Source organism: Entomomonas sp. E7T21, assembly GCF_058693955.1.
Map to the genome: position 1 here is coordinate 1,875,031 of NZ_CP191672.1, position 21,236 is coordinate 1,896,266.

At 35.6% G+C, this 21,236-nt stretch carries 22 protein-coding genes; 13 read left to right on the forward strand and 9 right to left on the reverse strand.

Annotated elements, in window-relative coordinates; translation table 11 throughout:
- The first annotated feature begins 66 nt into the window (after window positions 1-66).
- From ACQVD9_RS09115 to ACQVD9_RS09145, 7 genes are all read left to right on the forward strand, one after another.
- On the forward strand, window positions 67-684 hold the full coding sequence (locus ACQVD9_RS09115; protein WP_264745726.1) for a dual specificity protein phosphatase family protein: 618 nt from the start codon (window positions 67-69) through the stop codon (window positions 682-684).
- Window positions 685-791: 107 nt separating this feature from the next.
- On the forward strand, window positions 792-1,352 hold the full coding sequence (locus ACQVD9_RS09120) for a YqgE/AlgH family protein (RefSeq protein WP_264745727.1): 561 nt from the start codon (window positions 792-794) through the stop codon (window positions 1,350-1,352).
- Window positions 1,352-1,798, forward strand: coding sequence for a Holliday junction resolvase RuvX (ruvX, locus tag ACQVD9_RS09125; protein WP_264745728.1), 447 nt, complete (start codon window positions 1,352-1,354; stop codon window positions 1,796-1,798). Before ACQVD9_RS09120 ends, ruvX begins: the two co-directional genes overlap by 1 nt.
- A complete protein-coding gene (gene pyrR, locus ACQVD9_RS09130) occupies window positions 1,795-2,304 on the forward strand; it encodes a bifunctional pyr operon transcriptional regulator/uracil phosphoribosyltransferase PyrR (RefSeq protein WP_264745729.1) in 510 nt (169 codons plus the stop codon). The genes ruvX and pyrR overlap by 4 nt, the downstream gene beginning before the upstream one ends.
- A gap of 12 nt (window positions 2,305-2,316) precedes the next feature.
- Window positions 2,317-3,318: an aspartate carbamoyltransferase catalytic subunit gene (locus tag ACQVD9_RS09135; protein ID WP_264745730.1), complete on the forward strand. Its 1,002-nt coding sequence runs from the start codon at window positions 2,317-2,319 to the stop codon at window positions 3,316-3,318.
- A complete protein-coding gene (locus ACQVD9_RS09140; RefSeq protein WP_264745731.1) occupies window positions 3,315-4,589 on the forward strand; it encodes a dihydroorotase in 1,275 nt (424 codons plus the stop codon). Before ACQVD9_RS09135 ends, ACQVD9_RS09140 begins: the two co-directional genes overlap by 4 nt.
- Before the next feature lie 33 nt (window positions 4,590-4,622).
- Complete coding sequence (locus ACQVD9_RS09145; RefSeq protein ID WP_264745732.1) at window positions 4,623-5,918, forward strand: bifunctional DedA family/phosphatase PAP2 family protein; 1,296 nt, start codon at window positions 4,623-4,625, stop codon at window positions 5,916-5,918.
- Window positions 5,919-5,930: 12 nt separating this feature from the next.
- Here the strand turns inward: ACQVD9_RS09145 and ACQVD9_RS09150 are convergent, their stop codons facing one another.
- The 3 genes from ACQVD9_RS09150 to mutM form a co-directional block, all read right to left on the reverse strand.
- Entirely contained in the window at window positions 5,931-7,766 is a 1,836-nt protein-coding gene (locus ACQVD9_RS09150) for an ABC transporter ATP-binding protein (RefSeq protein ID WP_264745733.1), read from the reverse strand.
- 122 nt (window positions 7,767-7,888) lie between these two features.
- Window positions 7,889-9,754 (reverse strand): Na/Pi cotransporter family protein, encoded by a 1,866-nt coding sequence (locus tag ACQVD9_RS09155; RefSeq protein ID WP_264745734.1) that lies wholly within the window; start codon window positions 9,752-9,754, stop codon window positions 7,889-7,891.
- 79 nt (window positions 9,755-9,833) lie between these two features.
- Entirely contained in the window at window positions 9,834-10,646 is an 813-nt protein-coding gene (mutM, locus tag ACQVD9_RS09160) for a bifunctional DNA-formamidopyrimidine glycosylase/DNA-(apurinic or apyrimidinic site) lyase (protein WP_264745735.1), read from the reverse strand.
- Window positions 10,647-10,972: 326 nt separating this feature from the next.
- Here mutM and ACQVD9_RS09165 point away from each other — a divergent pair, with 326 nt between their 5' ends.
- Genes ACQVD9_RS09165 through ACQVD9_RS09175 form a run of 3 tightly spaced genes read left to right on the forward strand, consistent with a single transcriptional unit; the run spans window position 10,973 to window position 13,345 of the window.
- On the forward strand, window positions 10,973-11,707 hold the full coding sequence (locus ACQVD9_RS09165; protein WP_264745736.1) for a phosphoadenylyl-sulfate reductase: 735 nt from the start codon (window positions 10,973-10,975) through the stop codon (window positions 11,705-11,707).
- A 10-nt stretch (window positions 11,708-11,717) separates the two neighbouring features.
- The gene (locus ACQVD9_RS09170) at window positions 11,718-13,007 is read left to right on the forward strand and encodes a M18 family aminopeptidase (protein WP_264745737.1); all 1,290 of its coding nucleotides are present in this window, start codon (window positions 11,718-11,720) and stop codon (window positions 13,005-13,007) included.
- Between the two features lie 8 nt (window positions 13,008-13,015).
- On the forward strand, window positions 13,016-13,345 hold the full coding sequence (locus ACQVD9_RS09175; protein ID WP_264745738.1) for a hypothetical protein: 330 nt from the start codon (window positions 13,016-13,018) through the stop codon (window positions 13,343-13,345).
- Here the strand turns inward: ACQVD9_RS09175 and ACQVD9_RS09180 are convergent, their stop codons facing one another.
- The 3 genes from ACQVD9_RS09180 to serS are packed head-to-tail and all read right to left on the reverse strand — an operon-like array spanning window position 13,346 to window position 16,491.
- Window positions 13,346-13,807 (reverse strand): hypothetical protein, encoded by a 462-nt coding sequence (locus ACQVD9_RS09180; RefSeq protein ID WP_264745739.1) that lies wholly within the window; start codon window positions 13,805-13,807, stop codon window positions 13,346-13,348.
- Window positions 13,808-13,825: 18 nt separating this feature from the next.
- Window positions 13,826-15,205: a siroheme synthase CysG gene (gene cysG, locus ACQVD9_RS09185; RefSeq protein WP_264745740.1), complete on the reverse strand. Its 1,380-nt coding sequence runs from the start codon at window positions 15,203-15,205 to the stop codon at window positions 13,826-13,828.
- A gap of 5 nt (window positions 15,206-15,210) precedes the next feature.
- Entirely contained in the window at window positions 15,211-16,491 is a 1,281-nt protein-coding gene (serS, locus tag ACQVD9_RS09190) for a serine--tRNA ligase (protein WP_264745741.1), read from the reverse strand.
- Between the two features lie 152 nt (window positions 16,492-16,643).
- Between serS and ACQVD9_RS09195 the strand changes: the two genes are divergently transcribed.
- The 3 genes from ACQVD9_RS09195 to ACQVD9_RS09205 are packed head-to-tail and all read left to right on the forward strand — an operon-like array spanning window position 16,644 to window position 18,135.
- Entirely contained in the window at window positions 16,644-17,117 is a 474-nt protein-coding gene (locus ACQVD9_RS09195) for a DUF4952 domain-containing protein (RefSeq protein WP_264745742.1), read from the forward strand.
- Between the two features lie 15 nt (window positions 17,118-17,132).
- On the forward strand, window positions 17,133-17,681 hold the full coding sequence (gene hemG, locus ACQVD9_RS09200; RefSeq protein ID WP_264745743.1) for a menaquinone-dependent protoporphyrinogen IX dehydrogenase: 549 nt from the start codon (window positions 17,133-17,135) through the stop codon (window positions 17,679-17,681).
- Between the two features lie 16 nt (window positions 17,682-17,697).
- Window positions 17,698-18,135, forward strand: a complete 438-nt coding sequence (locus ACQVD9_RS09205; protein ID WP_264745744.1) for a hypothetical protein — start codon at window positions 17,698-17,700, stop codon at window positions 18,133-18,135.
- A 36-nt stretch (window positions 18,136-18,171) separates the two neighbouring features.
- Here the strand turns inward: ACQVD9_RS09205 and ACQVD9_RS09210 are convergent, their stop codons facing one another.
- The 3 genes from ACQVD9_RS09210 to lolA form a co-directional block, all read right to left on the reverse strand.
- Window positions 18,172-18,651: a hypothetical protein gene (locus ACQVD9_RS09210; protein WP_264745745.1), complete on the reverse strand. Its 480-nt coding sequence runs from the start codon at window positions 18,649-18,651 to the stop codon at window positions 18,172-18,174.
- Window positions 18,652-19,266: 615 nt separating this feature from the next.
- Window positions 19,267-20,589, reverse strand: coding sequence for a replication-associated recombination protein A (locus tag ACQVD9_RS09215; RefSeq protein WP_264745747.1), 1,323 nt, complete (start codon window positions 20,587-20,589; stop codon window positions 19,267-19,269).
- Window positions 20,590-20,591: 2 nt separating this feature from the next.
- On the reverse strand, window positions 20,592-21,227 hold the full coding sequence (lolA, locus tag ACQVD9_RS09220) for an outer membrane lipoprotein periplasmic chaperone LolA (protein ID WP_264745748.1): 636 nt from the start codon (window positions 21,225-21,227) through the stop codon (window positions 20,592-20,594).
- Between the last annotated feature and the right edge of the window lie 9 nt (window positions 21,228-21,236).

A 21,236-nucleotide genomic window follows, 5' to 3' on the forward strand; every position in this document is an offset into this window, starting at 1 on the left:
AAATTTACATGGTCTTTTATATGATAAATCAAAGGGTTTTATATTGGTTATAGTAGCAGATCAATCATGAAAATATCACACTATTATCGTTTAGCTTGGCTGATATTTATTTGTATTTTTACTAATATGGCAATGGCAATGCAAAATAATAAAAACTGGGCTGATGTTATTGATCCTAGTTTTAACTTTTATAAGGTCACTTCTTTACTGTATCGTAGTGCATTACCTGATACTAGCAAAGTAGATATCATTCAAAATCAACGTATAGCTACAATTATTACATTGATTAAAGAGGATGATAGCAAGTGGTTGGGAAATGACAAAAAAATACAGTTAATTAGTTATCCAACCCATGCCGACCGTGTAAAAGATGATGATGTATTACAGGTTTTAAAGTTGATTAAACAGTCAGAAAGTGAGGGGAAATCCGTGCTATTACATTGTAAGCATGGGCAAAATAGAACGGGATTGTTTGTTGCTATGTATCGTATAGTTATTCAACATTGGACAAAAGAGCAAGCCGTTAATGAGTTAGTTTATGGGATTGATTCTACAGAAAAAGAAGATGTTGATGAGGCAATGGCCTATATAAAACGAGCAGATGTAAAAAGTATTCGTAAAGCCCTAAAAAATAATGATTGTAGTACCAGTAGATGGGCTGTTTGTAATTTTTTTGGTAGTTAAGTAAACCAAGATTAGTGTTTAGTAACAGTTAAATAATTTGAGTTCGTGACCTTTAGGTGAATGACCTTTATAATATTCGCCGATATTAAGTCGAAATATAAGAGCCTATGAATTCAACCTATTTAAATAATCAGTTTTTAATTGCCATGCCTCAATTGGAAGGCTCAGAGTTCGCACGTGCCCTTATTTATTTAGTAAATCACAATGTTGAAGGGGCGATGGGGATTGTTGTTAATCAACCAAGATCGTTTCATTTAGTGGATGTTTTAGAACAGCTAAAACCAGATATATTATTTCCTGCAGAAAATTTAATGACACCTATTTATTCTGGTGGTCCTGTTGAACAAGAGCGTGGCTTTGTATTGCACTCTAAAGATGCAAGCTTTGAGGGAACTATTGACCTGCCTGAAATAAATATTACTTCATCACAAGATGTTTTATTTAATATTGCTGAAAAAAAAGGGCCTAAACAATATCTAATAGCTTTAGGATATGCAGGTTGGGGCCCGGGTCAGCTTGAAAAAGAAATGCTAGAGAACGCTTGGTTGACTTGTCCATTTCGTTCGGATGTATTATTTGATGTTCCTTGTGAGCAACGTCTAGATGTAGCCTTAGGACAATTAGGTATTCATTTTTCTTCATTATCATTTCAAGCAGGGCATGCTTAATGGAGCAGAGCTTACCTAAAATTATCTTAGGTTTTGATTATGGGTTAAGGCAAATAGGCGTGGCAGTCGGGCAAGGTTTTACACAACAAGCTCGAGAGCTTTGTGTTTTAAAGGCTCAAGATGGTATACCTAATTGGCAACAAATAGAAAATTTATTAAAAGAATGGCAACCAGAGGTAATTGTTGTAGGCCTACCCCTAAATATGGATGGTACACCCAGTGAAATGAGTACTCGTGCTGAGAAATTTGCACGTCGTTTACATGGCCGTTTTAGATTACCTGTCTATACACATGATGAAAGACTAACCAGTTTTGAAGCTAAAGGACAATATTTTAAGCAGGGACACAAAGGGGATTATCATAAGAGCCCTGTCGACGCACTAGCAGCCGCCCTAATTATTGAAAGTTGGCTAGAAAATTATTCTTCAATAACGGAGAGAACATGAAGTTACCTTCACCAACCGAACTCTTATCCAAAATGGCAAGCAATTTACAGAACTACTTAACTAAGCGTGGTATTACCAAACCAGCTTATGTAGGCATCAGAACAGGTGGTGTCTGGGTTGCTCAAGCATTATTAGAAACAATGGGTAAACAAGATGAAACCCTCGGTATTTTGGATGTGTCTTTCTACCGTGATGATTTTACGCAGAAAGGTTTAAACCCTCAAGTAAGTCCATCTGCTTTACCTTTTGAAATAGATAACCAACATATTGTTTTAATTGATGATGTATTGATGAGTGGGCGTACTATTCGAGCGGCCATGAATGAACTCTATGATTATGGTAGACCAGCCAGTATTACCTTAGTGTGTTTATTAGATTTAGATGCAAGGGAATTACCTATTCGCCCTGATGTAGTAGGAGAAGTATTAAATTTAGCAACTGATCAACGTGTAAAAGTACAAGGGCCATCACCACTAACCCTTGAGTTAAAAACTTTAGTTTCCTAAGAGAGTTTTTGTATGCTTAAAAGAAAACAAGCACTTCAACTAAATAGTCAGGGACAATTAAGGCATTTTCTATCATTAGATGGATTATCTAAAGAATTATTAACCGAAATTTTAGACACAGCAGATTCTTTTCTTGAAGTCGGTGCAAGGGCTGTTAAAAAAGTCCCTTTATTGCGTGGAAAAACAGTTTGTAATGTGTTTTTTGAAAACTCTACACGCACTCGTACTACCTTTGAGCTAGCAGCAAAACGACTGTCTGCGGATGTGATTACACTCAATGTATCTACCTCTTCAACCAGTAAAGGGGAAACCTTAACCGATACACTGCGTAATCTTGAGGCAATGTCTGCGGATATGTTTGTAGTACGTCATAGCGAGTCTGGAGCAGCACATTTTATTGCTGAGCATGTTTCACCACACGTAGCTGTTATTAATGGGGGTGATGGTCGTCATGCACATCCTACCCAAGGCATGTTAGATATGCTAACTATCCGTCGTCATAAAGGTGATTATAGTGATTTATCAGTGGCTATTGTTGGCGATATCATGCATTCTCGAGTAGCACGCTCTGATATGCTGGCATTAGAAACCTTAGGCTGTAAAGATATCCGTGTGATTGGCCCAAATACATTATTGCCCGTAGGTTTGACGGATCAATATAAAGTTAAAGCATTTACCAATATGGACGAAGGTATCAAAGATGTTGATGTGGTGATAATGCTCCGTTTGCAAAAAGAGCGCATGAAAGGTGGTTTATTACCCAGTGAGGGCGAGTTTTTTAAACAATATGGCTTAACGGAAAAGCGTTTAACCATGGCAGCACCTAATGCCATTGTTATGCATCCTGGACCTATTAATCGCGGTGTAGAAATTGAATCTTCAGTGGCTGATTGTGAGCAGTCCGTTATTTTAAACCAAGTCACTTATGGTATTGCAGTAAGAATGGCAGTGTTATCAATGGCAATGAGTGGTCAGTTAGCAGAGCGACAATTAGAACAGGAGGGCAGTTTATGAGTATAACGATTAGTAATGCCCGTGTGATTAATCCTAAAACTAAGTTAGATAAGCAAACAGATATTCATATTGATGGTGGCAAGATTATTGCTTTAGGCGAAGCACCTGCAAACTTTAAAGCCACTAAAACGATTGATGCAACAGGTTTAATAGCATCTGCAGGCTTGGTAGATTTAAATGTAGCCTTATGTGAACCCGGTTATACCCGTAAAGGTACTATTGCTACAGAAACATTAGCTGCTGCTGTAGGTGGTGTTACTTCCCTATGTTGTCCACCTAATACTAAGCCAGTTGCTGATACAACAGCGGTTATTGATCTTATTTTAGAACGTGCGCGTGAATCAGCACATGCCAAAGTTTACCCTATAGGCGCACTTACCAAAGGTTGTGAGGGTGAACAACTAGCTGAGTTAGTGGCATTATCAGATGCAGGTTGTGTGGCTTTTACGAATGGTTTAGCACCAATTGAAAGTAATCGTATTCTAAGAAGAGCGCTAGAGTATGCTGCTACGTTTGATTTACAAGTTGTTTTTACCTCACAAGACACTACCTTAGCAGAAGATGGTGTGGTACATGAGGGAGCTATAGCGAGCTTTTTAGGCTTAGCTGGTATTCCAGAAACGGCTGAAACCATTGCTTTAACCCGTAATTTATTGTTAGCTGAACAAGCAGGGGTAAGGGCTCATTTTAGTCAACTAACTACGGCAAGATCAGTGGAATTAATTGCTGCTGCACAGGCGAGGGGGTTGCCTATTACTGCTGATGTGGCATTGTATCAGCTCATATTAACAGATGAAGCGTTGTCTGATTTTTCTAGCCTTTATTATGTGCAACCACCATTACGTACTCAAAAAGATCGAGATGCATTACGTGAGGGTGTAAAATCTGGTGTTATTCAAGCCATTGCTAGTCATCACCAACCTCATGAAAAAGATGCTAAGGCAGCACCTTTCGCAGAAACTGAACCTGGTATGAGTAGTGTTGAGATTTTATTGCCTTTAGCCATGACTTTAGTAGAAGATGGCCTGTTAGATTTACCAACCTTATTAACTAGACTAACCTCAGGGCCTGCTGATGCTTTACGTTTACCTGTAGGTGATTTAGCCGTTGGTAAGGTTGCTGATATTGTGTTATTTGATATTAATTCTTCAACTATTGTTGGAGATAATTGGTATTCTAAAGGCAGTAACTGTCCTTTTATGGGGCATTGTTTACCTGCTAAAGTTCATACTACCTTAGTAGATGGACGTATTGTATATCAAGCCAATTGATTATAAGCCGAGGTTATTTAGGTACTATTATTTATGCTTGATTGGCTCGATACATTTTTAACTAATCATCAAGAGTTAATAGGGTTAGCTATTTTCTTAATTGCCTTCATTGAGTGTATGGCATTATTAGGTTTAGCCATACCCGGTGCCACTATGCTAATGATTGCTAGTGCTATTGCGGGAGGTTTTGATTATCCTCTTTGGAAAGCTATTCTTTTAGGAATATTAGGTGGTTGGTTAGGGGATATGCTGTCTTATGGCATAGGCTATAAGCTTAAAAGCCGAGTATATCAGGCAGCTGTTATAAAAAATCATCCGAAATGGATTAATATGGCTGATGGTTATTTTCAACGCTTTGGTGGTATGGGATTATTAATAGGGCGGTTTATTAGCCCTCTGCGGCCAATTATGCCAATGATGGCAGGTATTTTTCAGCTATCTTTCACAAAATGTCTATTTGTTACTTTTATTTCTAGTATTGCATGGAGTGTTACCTTTGTAGTGCCTGGCTGGGTGACAGGGGCAGCTTTTACATTACCTGTTGGCAAACAGTTTTGGCTAGAATTAGGCTGTGTCGTGGCTATATTAGGGACATTATTAGGTATTGGTATTTATGGATGTATAAAGCAAAAAAGATGGATTGCTGCTTATATGTCCTTTGTCAGTTTTTTATTGTTATTAGCACTTTATCTTTTTTTACCTTATTTACAATCATTAGATCAAGGTTTGCTATTAATTGCCAAAGAAGTACGTTCTCCTGAATTTGATAGTGTTAATCAATTTATAACCGAGTTGGGTGGTTATAAAGTACAGTTTGTAATATCAGCGGTATTATGCTGTTTACTGTTATTTATGCGTCAGATAAAACCATTAATCTTCTTTGCTTGTACTATGTTTGGAACAGCAACAATAGGTTGGATTATTAAAGAGACAGTAGATAGAGCTCGGCCACAGGCAATGACTGATATAATGCAGACATTTAGTTTCCCTAGTGGGCATACTTCTGCTTCTTTTGCTTTTTTCCTTAGTTTAGGGGTATTAGCGGGCTTAGGGCGTTCTTCTAAAACACGTATGTTGTGGTTATTTATTGCTAGTTTACCTGCTGTGCTTATTGCATTATCAAGGGTTTATTTGGGAGTACATTGGGTAACTGATGTTGTAGCAGGTGGTTTATTAGCTACAGGTATTTGTATGCTAGTATTGGCATGGGTTGAGTCAAGAGAAAAAATGCAACCATTGCCCCATAAGTGTTGGAAAATTTTATTACCTGTAGGACTGTTAGTAATAATAGTAGCTACTACAGTTACATTTTTTAAACACTCAGTATAATAGGAGTAGAATTTAATCTGCTCCCATAAAATTACCAGCTTGATGTTGCCATAAACGACTATATAAGCCATTTTGTTTAATAAGCTGTTGATGTGTTCCTACCTCAACAATAGCCCCATGATCTAAAACAATTAAGCGATCCATTTTAGCAATGGTTGAAAGTCGGTGAGCAATAGCAATAACGGTTTTATTTTCCATTAATAGTTCTAAGCTTTCTTGAATCACAGCTTCTACTTCGGAGTCTAGGGCAGATGTAGCCTCATCTAAAATAAGAATAGGTGCATTTTTAAGTAATACACGGGCAATTGCGATACGTTGTCGTTGACCACCAGATAATTTAACACCACGTTCGCCAACCTTAGCTTCTAATCCATGTTTACCATCACTATCAATTAAATCAAAAACAAATTCATCTGCTTTTGCTCGTCGCAATGCTTTTAATATTTCTTCATCAGTAGCATCGGGCTTACCATAGAGCAGATTTTCTTTGATAGAGCGGTGTAAAAGGGCAGTATCTTGGGTGACCATACCTATTTTTGAACGTAAACTATCTTGGGTAACATCAGCTATATTTTGACCATCAATAGTAATACTACCGCCTTGTAAGTCATAGAGTCGTAGCAATAGATTAACAAGGGTAGATTTACCTGCACCAGAAGGTCCTACTAAACCTATTTTTTCACCTGCTTGGATATTTAAATTTAAATCTTGATAAACAGGTCGTTTATTATCATAGCAAAAGTTTATTTGGTTAAAATGGATGTTTCCTTGTTGAACAATTAATGGTTTAGCATCAGCTTTATCTTGTACTGCTCGCGCTTGTACAATAGTGCGAATACCATCTTGGACAACACCAATTTCTTCAAAAATACCATTTACAACCCACATAATCCATTCAGACATATTATTAATACGTATCACTAGAGCAGTTGCTAAAGTAATTGCACCAATGGTAATAAGGCTATTACTCCATAGCCAAATAGCTAATCCTGTAGTAGCTACAATCATCGCACCATTGATAATGGATAATACTAAAGTCATTGCTGTTACTAAACGAGTGGATCTTTGTGCCGCATAGGTTTGTTCCGCCATGACTGCTTTTGCATAGTTTTGTTCTAATTCTGTATGAGCAAATAGTTTTAACGTAGTAATGTTGGTATAACCATCTACAATACAGCCCATCAATTTTGAACGAGTTTTAGCCGAGATAGCAGAGCGCTCTCGGGTTTTTGGCACAAAATAGTAAAGTGTAATAACGTAAGTGATTAGCCAAACGAATAAAGGGATGGTTAAGCGCCAATCTGCTTCAAAAAATAGAAAGAGGGCACTGCCTATATAAATAACAACATGCCAAATGGCATTTACACAACTCATTGCTGAGCTACGTAATGCATTGCCAGTGTGCATGATACGATTAGCTATCGTACCTGCAAAGTCACTGTGAAAGAAGTTAAGACTTTGTTTTAATATATAACGGTGTTGTTGCCAACGAATTAATGTCACTAGATTAGAGGTTATAGTCTGTCTTTCTAATAAGTCATGGATTAAGAAAAAGAATGGCCGAAGCAATAAGACAACAACAGCCATCCACAATAGTTCAGAACTATGTTGAGCAAAGAATTGTTGTGGAGATTGGGAAGCTTGAATGTAGTCAACAATTTTTCCCAAGAAATTGAAAAAGGCTACTTCAATAATCGCTGCAAAAAAACCTACTACTAACAAGCAAAAGAGAATACCTTTCACCTGTTTTAGATAGTGCCAATAGAAAGCCAAAATATTTTTGGGTGGCATTACATCAGGTGCTTTTTTAAAAGGGTCTACAAATTTTTCAAAACGTTCAAAAAGCATAACACCTTCTTGAGTAAGAGAATAAAAATTGAGTTATGGCTAATACAGGAAAGCTAATAAAAACTAACAAGTAGTTTATCAATTAGATTGATTAATAATAATTATTCTCAGTCTACACCTATTTACATAATAATCAAATGTTCTGATCTATCTTCATCTACTGCTTGTTTAAACTTATTAAAAATATTGGTATCAGAGCTATGGCTAAGAATAAGCACATTACGTAAGCTTTGTACAATACGACTAGCGTAACCAACATCATTCATTAAAGAACTGGTTTGTGTACCATTTAATTGATGTAAACGAACGGAAGAAAATAATCTATTACGGAAACTAGTATCGAAACTTGCTGAATCATCATTTAATAATTGTAAACGAGAAAACCACAATTCATCAGGTAAATCTAAATTACCTAATTTATAGATTTCACGTAGTTTACCTAGTAAATATTTTCTGAGTTCTATATAGAATGTATAAGCTGTAGAATCAGTTTTATCTAAATAGTTATGTAAGTTCTTTTGTAGATGTTTAGCATCTTTTACCGCATCAACTAATTGTAATGCTACTACCTGACAAGTCATAAACAGTTGTTGATGTTCTTCATCATCACTAGGGATTTCAATGCGTCCCATAAAGGTTAGTAGATCACTATAGATACCTTTTACATGACGTTTATACAGCGTATCTGCGTCAATGCCTCTATTTTCAGGAGAGGCGTTTAATAATACTAAATCTATTTGATTAGCGGATAATTGTTCAACAGGAATATAAAGCGCATGGCAAATAACCTCTAAACTTATTCGTTCTAAATGTTCAAGTTCTTTAATGACGGTGGTAATAGCTGTTTCTACAGAAGATAACGCGTTATCGTTTAAGTAACGTGCAGGCGTTATTATTTCTTCTACAGGAGTTGTATCAGACGTGGTTGGCTGTGAAACTTCGGTAATAAGTACTTTAGGCTCTTCAATATCAGGTAACCACTTAATAAGAGCAGCAGCCAATTTATATTGTAAAAACCAAAAGATAACAACGCCAGAAACGTTAAAAATAGTGTGGAATAGGGCTAGTTGAATCAATGGATTAAGGTTTAATAACTCTGCCAAAGAAGCTACAGTCCATGTTAGAGGCGTTAGTAATACAAAGGTTATTAATCCTGTTGTCACATTAAATATAACATGGGCTAAAGCTAATCGTTGACCACTACGATTACCTCCTATAAACCCCATTACACCTGTTGTAACAGCGCTACCAACGTTAGCACCAATAGCTAAAGCAAAACTTTGTTCTAAACCTATCTGTCCTAGTCCTAAGGCTGTTAGAATTAGCATTAAGGTGGCATGGCTAGATTGTAAAACAACCGTGATAACTAAACCAATACCTAAAAAGAGTAAAGCACCTAAAAAGCCTGTAAATTGATATTGTGCTAGGTCTAAATCACCAGTAAAACTTGAGAATCCACTTTTAATTTGATCAATACCTAAAAAGATAAAAGCAATACCTAATAATATACGACCAATGGCTTTACTTTTATCACCATTAAAAGCAGCTAAAACACCTAGCACGACTAGTGGATAAGCAAATGCACTAAGGCTAATGCTTTGTCCTGCAATTGCTAGTAACCAAATACCATTACTTGCGCCAAGGTTAGCCCCTAAAATAATAGTAATACCGCCTGCTAGTGTAATTAAACCCGTACTAATAAAAGCAATGGTTAATAAAGATACTAAAGTAGTGGATTGTAATACTGTTGTTGAGCCTATTCCAAACAATAGGCCCTTAAAAGGCGTTGAGGTACTTTTTGCCAGTAGTTGTTCTAATTTACCTCCAGCTAACTGTTTTAAGCCATCTTCCATGCACTGCATTCCAAATAAAAAGAATGCAAGACCAGCACAAAGGTCAATCCAGCTTTTACTAAAATAGAAAGAGCAGAGTAGTCCAATGATAAGTAAGATAAATAGTAAGTTTCTGGTGTAACTGCGGTGCGTCAATTTATTTATCCATAATTAAATTCAAACTCACTGATTCTACTGCTTTTCTATGGGAAAGGCGATAGCTTATTGATAATTATTAGCGTTGACAATAGCTACACCATACGGTGGCTCTTTGGCCTAGTTTTGTTTCTTTCATTATTCTGCCACATTTGTTGCAGGGTAAACCACCTCTGCCATAAGCATTTAGCGTTTGTTGAAAGTAACCAGGCTTACCATCACCACCTACAAAGTCTCTTAAGGTAGTTCCTCCAACCTCAATAGCGCGAGTCAATATTTCTTTAATACATGTTACTAATTTTTCATAACGGGCTTTGGAAATAGTATTAGCAGGTTTATTAGGGTTAATTCCTGCTGCAAATAAAGCTTCATTGGCATAGATATTACCGACACCAACCACTACTTTATTATCCATAATAAATAGTTTTGCAGCTATTGAACGGTTACGAGAGGTTTGAAAAAGATAATTAGGATTGAACTCTTCAGTTAATGGCTCAGGGCCTAAATGGGTTAATAATTCATGAGTAACAGGATCATTAGTCCATAATATACAGCCAAAACGTCTAGGATCGTGGTAGCGTAAAGCTAAATCATTGGCTAATAATATATCCACATGGTCATGCTTTTGACAGCTAGCTGTTTGTTCAACAACCCTTAAACTGCCAGACATCCCCAAATGAATAATAATAGTGCCTGACTCAAGCTCAATCAGTAAATACTTGGCTCGGCGTTTCACTTGCTTGATATGCTGTTCAGATGCAAGCACATCTAGTTCATCTGGTATAGTCCAACGTAAGCGGCGTTCTCTAACAATAACCTGTGTAATTTTTTGGTTAATAATATGTGGCTCTATTCCAAGTCGAGTTGTTTCAACTTCTGGTAGTTCAGGCATAAAATATTCTCTTGCTAATTCCGTATATAATAGTAGTTTAAAAAATATTATTTAAATTGAGTAGTTATTTAGAAATTAATAAATGTTAAGGTACGTTTAATCTATATAACTTATACTGATTGTAATAGTACTTGGTTATACATAATATGAATAATTTTTCTGAATATGAAAAATCCCCTAGTAAATAACAAATCGATTAATCGCTGAAATAAAAGCGCTCATTTTAAAATAAGCTTATAAAAATACGTTCATTTAACCCAAAAGTTATTTTTGTTACTATGGGACTTAAAATTAATACTGTGATTAGTAACTTGGAATATAACTAAATGACTGTTTCTACCTTTGATGTTGAAGCTTTAGCTACAACTTATGCTGATAAATCATCCCGTGATATTTTAAAGTTGGCTTTTGAACACTTTGCTGATGAGTTGTGGGTTTCATTCAGTGGAGCAGAAGATGTAGTAGCCATAGATATGGCTTGGCGTATTAATAAGTCTGTTAAAGTATTTTCTCTAGATACAGGTAGATTACACCCTGAAACCTATCGTTTTATAGAAGAAGTAAGAGATTTTTATAACATTGATATTGAGCTATTAACACCAGATTATCAAAAGTTAGAACCTTTTGTGAAAGAAAAAGGATTATTTAGTTTCTATAAAGATGGTCATAGTGAGTGTTGTGGTATTCGTAAAGTAGAGCCTTTACGTCGTAAGTTAGCTACTGTAAAGGCTTGGATAACAGGGCAACGCCGTGATCAAAGTCCTACCCGTAGTCATGTACCCGTTATGGAGTTAGATACAGCTTTCTCTACAGCAACTAATAAGCTCTATAAGTTTAATCCATTGGCTAATATGTCAAGTAAAGAGGTATGGGACTATATTAGGATGATGGAAATACCTTATAATAGCTTACATAGTAAAGGTTTTATCAGTATAGGCTGTGAACCTTGCACACGAACTGTATTACCTAACCAGCATGAACGAGAAGGTCGTTGGTGGTGGGAAGAGGCTACACAAAAAGAATGTGGTCTACATGCGGGTAATCTGATCACAAAAGGGTAAAGGATATTGTATGACTACTCCTCTGAATCAGGCACTTATTAATTTTATTTATACTTCCCCCACGCCTTTCCATGCTGTTGCTAATATGGTTAGCTTATTAGAAGCAGCAGGCTATCAGCATTTATTTGAGCGTGCTAATTGGTCTATTCGTGAAGGTGGGCGGTATTATATAGTGCGTAATGATTCTTCTATTATTGCCTTTAAACTAGGTAAGAATAAATTAGAAGACTCAGGTTTTAGAATGGTAGGTGCTCATACAGATAGCCCTTGCTTACAAGTAAAACCACAACCAGAATTAAATAAAAGTGGATGCTGGCAGTTAGGGGTAGCGGTGTATGGTGGTGCATTATTAGCACCTTGGTTTGATCGAGATCTTTCTTTGGCGGGGCGTGTTACTTTTACCCATCAAGGGCAATTACAAAGTCGTTTAATCAATATTGATCGTCCTATTGCAGTTATTCCTAATTTAGCGATTCATTTAAATCGTGAGGCTAATAAGGGCTGGGCGATTAATCAACAAACAGAATTACCACCTGTAGTTTGTTGTGAAGATACTGAGAAGCCTTTTGATTTAAGAGAGTTATTAGCTAAACAGTTATTGACTGAACATGGTTTACAAGAGGTTGAGCTATTAGATTATGAGCTGAGTTTTTATGATAACCAAAAAGGTAGCATTATAGGTGTTAATGAGGATTTTATTAGCAGTGCACGACTAGATAATTTACTTTCTTGTTATGCAGGGTTAGAAGCGTTATTACACTCCAATGAGGACCAAAATTGTTTATTAATATGTACCGACCATGAAGAAGTAGGTTCTTGTTCAGCTTGTGGCGCAGATGGCCCATTTCTAGAACAAGTATTGTCTAGATTAATGCCTGACCCTATGATACGTAACCGCTGTATTCAAAACTCACTATTGATTTCGGCTGATAATGCTCATGCACAACACCCAAATTACCCTCAAAAACATGATGAGCAACATGCTCCTAAAATTAATGGTGGGCCTGTTATAAAAATTAATACTAATCAACGCTATGCAACCAATAGTGAAACAGCAAGTTTCTTCCGTCATTTATGCAATAGTAATGAAATACCAGTACAAACCTTTGTAACGCGTAGTGATATGGGATGTGGCTCCACAATAGGACCGATTACGGCAGGGAAGATAGGTATTAAAACAGTTGATATAGGTATTCCTACTTGGGCTATGCATTCTATTAGAGAGACTGCAGGTGCTAAAGATTTATTCTATTTAATTAGAGCATTAAGAGTTTTTTATAAAACAGCAACTTTGTTTTAATAATAGATATGTTATCGATACAAAAAAGTGAGTTAATCGCTACTTATAATTATAAGATCGATGGTTTAGATGAGTCTTTAAACTATCGATTAGAAATTTATAAAACCTCAAATGCATATAAGGGATTAGTATTTAGATTAGATATGTATAATCTAATGGCTTCATTTCCAAGAACTGAACAAGATAATCCTTATATAAATGCAGATGTATCAATGTTTATAGCAGATGATTATTTTTATAATGATGAGCAGTTAACCAGAACAACACAAGAAGAAGTTATTGCTATTTTTGAAGAAAAGTTAAAATTACTTTTTAATACAAGTATGTCTTTATCATAATTATAATAATATCTCATATTTTCTAGCATCTATTTCATAGGGTGATTCAAAATAACCATGCTCTACAATAGATACTAAATAACCTTTAAGAAAAGCAGCTACTGAACCTTCTTGCTCATATTGATAAACATGTCTGCATTCATGAGATAAAAGTCTTCTAGATAACAAGCCTTTTTTAATTAAAATACCATAACCTAATGTTAAGCCAGCAGTATTTTTTCCTAGTAAGCCAAGTGTAGTAGCAGCATCTTGTAAAACTGGATCTTCAGGCAATGGAAAACTCTCTAATTCTAATAAGTGGATTTTTTCTGGTTGAATAACTCCAACTGCTTTTGCATCAGCTTGTTGAGCATTATTAAGAGCAATACCATGTTTAATAATTTGTGCTTCAATATCTTCAGCCCATTTAATAGCTTTAGGTAATAGATTAGGTAGTTCGACTTTTAATAGATTGATATCCATATTACTTGTTACATTGAATTATTTAAACCAAGCTAATTTATCCCTTAATTTTACTACATCACCCACAATAATAAGAGTAGGTGCATGTACCTGCTGGTCAGCAATTTGCTTTGGTAGGGTTGCTAATGTGCCTGTAAATACTCGTTGTGCCTCAGTTGTGCCTTGCTCTACTAAGGCAATGGGTGCATCTGCTGATTGACCGTGGTTAATCAGTTGTTGGCAAATGGTAGCAAGTCCCACTAATCCCATATAAAACACAACCGTTTGTTCTTTTGCTACCAATTCTTGCCAAGGTAGATCAATGGTATTGTCTTTTAAGTGACCTGTTACAAAACGCACTGATTGTGCATAGTCACGATGGGTAAGGGGAATACCTGCATAGGCGGCACAACCACTGGCGGCAGTAATACCTGGCACTACTTGAAAGGGGATATTATTGTCAGCTAAGGTCTCTATTTCTTCACCACCACGCCCAAAAATAAATGGGTCGCCACCTTTTAGACGGACAACACGTTTACCTTGCTTAGCAAGATCTACTAGCAGTTGATTGATATCTTCTTGCGGTACGCTATGGTTGCTACGTTGTTTACCTACATAAATACGATCAGCATCACGACGACATAAGTCTATGATAGTTGGTGAAACTAAACGATCATATAAAACTACATCAGCTTGTTGCATTAAACGTAGTGCACGAAAAGTTAGTAGGTCAGGATCACCAGGGCCAGCGCCAATTAAATAAACTTCACCTTGAGATGCCTGGTCTTTAGTATTGTCTAAAAGTTGCTGTAGCTGTTGTTCAGCTTGTTGCTCTCTACCTGCTAGCACTTGTTCGGCTATAGGACTTTGTAATACCTTTTCCCAAAAAATACGACGTTGTTCGGAATGGCTAAAATGCTGTTTAACTTTCTCTCTAAATTTTTCAGCTAATTTAGCTAGTTTGGCGTAACTACTTGGTAATAGTGTTTCTAATTTAGCCCGTAATAGACGAGTTAATACAGGAGAACTACCACTGCTAGATACGGCAACAATAATAGGGGAGCGATCAACAATAGCAGGAAAGATAACTGTACTTAATATTGGATTATCAACCACATTAACAGGGATATTAAGTGTTTGAGCATCGCTAGAAACCTGTTGATTAATAGCTGTATCATCTGTAGCAGCTACCACTAATACATGTTCTTTAATATCTGTAGTTTGATAGTCATGTAATGTATAACTACCATGATGCTGTTCAATAAGTGATATAAGCTCATTATTAATAGTAGGGGCGATAACCTGTAAATTAGCGCCACTAGCCAGCAATAATCTAGCCTTACGTAGAGCTATATTACCACCACCTACTAATAAAACTTTACGTCCTTGTAAATTATGGAAAAGAGGTAAGAAATCCATAAAAATTAATTGATTACCTCAATACCACCCATATAGGCTCTTAATACTTCAGGAACTACAATAGAGCCATCAGCTTGTTGGTAATTCTCTAATACCGCTACTAAAGTACGACCTACTGCTAAACCTGAACCGTTAAGGGTATGTACTAATTCTGGTTTATTAGTTTCTGGGTTACGATAACGTGCTAACATACGACGCGCTTGGAAATCACCGCAGTTAGAACATGAAGAAATCTCACGGTATTTATCTTGGCTAGGGACCCATACTTCAATATCATAGGTTTTTACTGCGCCAAAGCCCATATCACCTGTACATAAAGTAATAACACGATAAGGTAGTTCTAATAACTGTAATACTTTTTCAGCATTAGCGGTTAATTCTTCTAATGCTTGCATAGAAGTTGCAGGTTCAACAATACGCACCATTTCTACTTTATCAAATTGGTGTTGGCGAATCATGCCACGGGTATCTTTACCTGATGCGCCTGCTTCACTACGGAAACAAGGAGAGTGTGCCACTAATTTAATAGGTAGCTGTTTAGCGTCTAAAATTTCTCCTGCCACTAAATTAGTTAAAGGAACTTCAGCCGTAGGAATCATATATAGGTCAGCTGCATCTTCACGAGGTAATTTAAATAAATCTTCTTCAAATTTAGGTAATTGACCTGTTCCTTGTAAAGCAGTTGCTTGTACTAAATAAGGTGTATAAGCTTCTTCATAACCATGTTCAGAGGTATGTAGATTAATCATAAATTGAGCTAAAGCACGATGTAATCTAGCAATAGGGCCTCTAAGTACGGCAAAGCGTGCGCCAGATAGTTTGGCTGCTGCTTCAAAGTCTAACCAACCATATTTGGCACCTAAATCTACATGATCTTTGATTGTAAAATCAAAAGTTCTTGGCGTACCCCAACGTCTGACTTCAACATTATCATCTTCATCTGCACCTACAGGTACACTTTCATCAGGAAGATTAGGGATATTTAATAAGATATTATCTAATTCAGCTTGAATAGCCTCTAATTCACGTTTACTACTTTCAAGATCAGTGCCTAATTGATCAACTTCATTTAATAGTGGTATGATATCTTCGCCACGTTGTTTAGCTTGACCAATAGCTTTTGCTCGTGAGTTTCGATCAGCTTGTAACTGTTCAGTTTTAATTTGTACCGTTTTACGTTGTTCTTCCAACGCTTCAATTTTTTCCACATCAAGGGTAAAACCACGTGTTGCTAGTCGTTTAGCTACTTCTTGAGGTTGGGTTCTTACCAATTTTGAATCAAGCATTATTCTGTCTCAATAGATTAATTAAGTATTAGAAGATAGTGTATAAAAATAACTACTCATTATAAAGATAAGTTAACAAAATGAAAAAGGTTTATCTTATGCTAGTGGATAATGTAATATCTGTTCTATTTATTACGTTTCAAAGATTTAAAATGAAATTAACTAATTATAGTTTATTAATTATCATGGTTTTTTTAATAGGTTGCTCTTCCTCTTCTAACCAAAATAAATCAGTTTCATCTCAATGTGATGATTTTTTAGCTATATTTAATCATAAGCCGAACAATCTAGTATTTCAATATTGTGAAGTGAAACATGATAAACAAGCTAAGCCCGCTGTTGCTACTTATAAAGTTACAGGAGAGCAAGCTGCTGTAATCGAACAATATCTTATAAAGAACTTTGATATGCCAAGCCTTTATTTTGTATGTTGTATCTGGGAACCTATTGATAAGATTAGAAAAGCAGGGTATAGCAAAAATGAAGGTGAATATAAAGATCCAAAGACTAATATAACTTATTATATTACAATGGGTTCAGATGAAACTTTAGTAACTAAACGACAAAATTGGTCAGAGATCCCTTTCTTCTGGGTAGATGTATATACTTATACAGAAGAAATTTAACAAAGATTTTAATACATGATGAAAAAAACATTATTACTCTATTCAACTGTTGAAGGACAGACTTTAACAATAATGGAAAAGATAGCTGAGCATCTTACTGCACAGTCACCAGAGATAAGTTATGATCTTTACAATATTGAAGAAGCACTGCCTATAAATCTAGACGATTATGAAACAATATTAATTGGTGGCTCGATTCGTTATGGCCATTTTAGAAAACCGTTAATACAATTTATTCAACAAAATACACAGTTATTAAATAGTAAAAAAACTGCTTTCTTTTGTGTTTGTGTAACAGCAAGGAAAGTGGGTAAGGATACTCCAGAGGGTAGTCTGTATGTACGTAAACTTTTCCAAAAAGTACAATGGCAACCTAATTTAAAGGGTGTATTTGCAGGGGCACTATACTATCCAAAATATGGTTGGTTTGATCGAACAATGATTCGCTTAATTATGCGATTAGGTGGTGAGAAAAACCACGATATAAAGCAAAACTATAGTTATACCAATTGGAATAAGGTAGATGAGTTTGCTAAACAGTTTTATTTATTGGTGATAAGCTAACTTAAAGATTAGGAGGATGATCAATAAATTAAAAATAATACCAGTGATATTAATGATATTGACTGGTACAGGTTGTGAGGCAATGTTTGTCATAGTTTGTGGTACTAATCAAGCATTAACTTGGGATAAAACATTAGAAACTCAAGTATTACCAAAGGCTAAAATAGGTGAGTATTACGAATTTGTGCTTGAATATCCACAAGATCAATCCTATATGCGTTGGGTATTAGATACTAAGCAGGATAAATTACCTGCAGGGTTAGAGTTAGTTATGGTTGAAAACGATGACAAAGAGTCAGCAGAGCATAGAGATCACTATAGTTGGATTCTTAAAGGTATTCCAGAAAAAACAGGTAAATATAAGTTTTATATGAAGGGAATTACCTTTAGAACAATGTGTGGTAATAGCGATTATTATTATCCATATACTTTAGAGGTGTTATCTGCAAACTAGTAAGTTCGCAGATAGTTTTACTAAACTAAACTCTTATCAACTATTCTTAGGTAGGCTATTTAAAAAAGGTTTACCGCATTTCTTGATATAAACTAAACCATTCTTAATCTTCTTTACTATTAATATATATGACATATTACTTAGGGAAATAATAGCGATAAACAATAATAAAACTCCAAATTTAGAAAAATAATTATTAATGCTAATTAAAATAAAGCTGCCGAAAAATAATATCCATCCTAAGAAAAACTTTATTATTCGTTGTATTCTATGGCTACTACAGAAGCCAAATTGCAAAGGAACTATTTTTAAAAATGGAAATTGTAAAGTAGATTTATAAAATGTTTTCTTTTTGAGTATAGTTATAGGTTTATTACAGTATATACATCTATGAGGTAACTCAGTTTGTCCTATAGGCATTACTAATAACTTTCCTTCAGCCCAGTACTCGCCGTTAGGATTAATTTTAATAGTATTGGTAGTAGGTGGTTGATAAGGGTTAAATTCTTGTATCATATAAACGCTCTGTATAATAATTATTTACAAATCATTTGTTAATCGATATCTATTAAAACAGTATTAAATCAAGAGTTACTGCTATTTATAGCATTCTTAGCCATTATTTCTATTAAATCTCCATATAAAACTCATCATTATTTCATAAAACTAACTAATAATTGCTATAACAAATATAGTAGGTTTTTAGGGTAAAAGTAATGATTGAGTTTTTTGTAATATGGTTAGTATTAATGGGAGTTTGTACATTACCAGCCATTCTTTTAGGTAGTATTTTTCATTATTATATTCGATTATATCAATTAAATTATTTATTAGTGTTATTTATAACCATTGTTGCTATTGCTTTAACTAATTTATTAACTTTCTTCTTGGTATTATATTCTAGAAGTGGGTTTGAGATATATTGGTTTTATTTAGGCATGATTGTTACTGGAATATACTGGAATATGTGGTTTTGTTGCTTCTTTAATAAGAGTTATGTGGCTAGATATTAGAAAAATTAATTTAAATAAAGGTAGTGAGATTGCTAAAACGATCCTATTTTTTAATTTTGTTGCCCCATCATTAATGATAATAATGTTAATAGTAGTGATGTATTATGATTTTTGAATACTATTTACGTCGTTTTTTGGGGCTATTTTTATCAAGCTCTCTTAAGTAAGCCAATTTTTCTTTAATTTTAGCTTCTAAACCACGAGGTGTTGGGTAATAGAATTGTTGGGGTTCTATTTCTTCTGGAAAGTAGTCTTCACCTGCTGCAAAAGCATCAGGTTCATCGTGGGCATAGCGATATTCATCACCATAACCTAGCTCTTTCATTAGTTTAGTAGGAGCATTGCGTAGATGTAATGGCACATCAAGCGAACCATATTCTTTAACTGCTCTTTTAGCTGTATTATAAGCCATATAAACAGCATTACTTTTAGGGGCAGAAGCTAGATATACAACAGCTTGTGCCAGTGCTAACTCACCTTCTGGACTGCCTAACCTTTCTTGTACTTCCCATGCGGCTAAACATAGGTTTAGTGCTCTAGGGTCAGCATTACCTATGTCTTCGCTAGCCATACGCACAATGCGGCGAGCTAAATATAGTGGGTCACAGCCACCATCAAGCATACGACATAACCAATAAAGTGCCGCATCAGGATTTGAGCCACGCACTGATTTATGAAGGGCTGAAATTTGATCATAAAAAGCTTCGCCACCTTTATCAAAGCGTCTTAAGCTATTGGTAAGTAAGTCTTGTAATAACTGTGTAGTAATCGTGCCACCGTCTTCTATTAAATCAGCAGCATTTTCTAGTAAGTTAAGAACTCTACGGCCATCACCATCAGCGGCTGTTAAAAGTAGCTGTAAACTATCTTCAGGCAATGTGAGTTGTCTATTACCCAAGCCTTTTTCTTCTGTTAAGGCTCTTTTGATTAGTTTTTTTAATGCGGGTTCATCTAAAGGTTTTAATACATAGACACGAGCACGAGAAAGTAGTGCGTTGTTTAGTTCAAAAGAAGGATTTTCAGTGGTAGCACCAATAAAGATAAACGTACCATCTTCAATATAAGGTAAAAAAGCATCTTGTTGGCTTTTATTAAAACGATGTACTTCATCTACAAAGAGTAGGGTAGGTTTGCCGTAAGCTAACTGTTGTTTGGCAATTTCTACTGCCTGGCGAATTTCTTTAACACCAGACAACACTGCTGAAAGGGTTTCAAAATGAGCGTTAGAGACATTAGCTAGCAGTTTAGCGAGGGTGGTTTTACCAACTCCTGGAGGCCCCCAAAAGATCATGGAGTGTAATGCCCCATGTTCTAGGGCATCTCTTAATGGTTTACCATGAGCAAGCAAATGCTCCTGTCCAACATATTCATCTAGATTAGTTGCTCTTAATCGAGCAGCAAGTGGTTGAACAGGTGAAGTTGCATTTGCAAATAGATCCATCTTTACTCTTCGATAACGTCAGTACCTTCTGGTGGATCAAACTTAAATAGTTTGCTATCAACAGGTACATTCATTTTAATATTTTTAAAGGTAATATTAGTACGTTGTCCTACATTATCCACTAACTGCATACCATTAACAGTTTTATCGTTAAAGGTTAGGGTTAGGCTATTAAATAAACTTTCTTTATCTTTAGGCACTAATACAAAAGATTGTAATTTACCTGTTGTTTTAGAAGAGATTTTAAAGTTCTTTTGGATTTCTGAAACATTGCCAGATAAAAGTAGAGCAGGGGTATGACTCATACGTTGATCCATCTTTTGAATGGTTAATTGCATTAGATCAGGATCATATAACCAGATTTTTTGGTTGTCAGAAATTAATAATTGTTCTTGTGGGGCACTGGTATGCCAGCGGAATAAACCTGGTCTTTTAAGTACTAACTCACCATTTGTTTCTTGTAAACGAGTACCTGTAGCATCTAAGGTGACTTGGGTAAAATTCCCTGTCATACTTTTTGCTTGATCAAGTAGTTTAGAAAGTTCGTTAATACTTTGTTGTTCAGTTGCTGCCATTGCCACATTATGAAAAGCAAAAAGGGTGATAGCAGTAAAAAAGAAAGCACGTAAAATTTTCATTAAGTATCC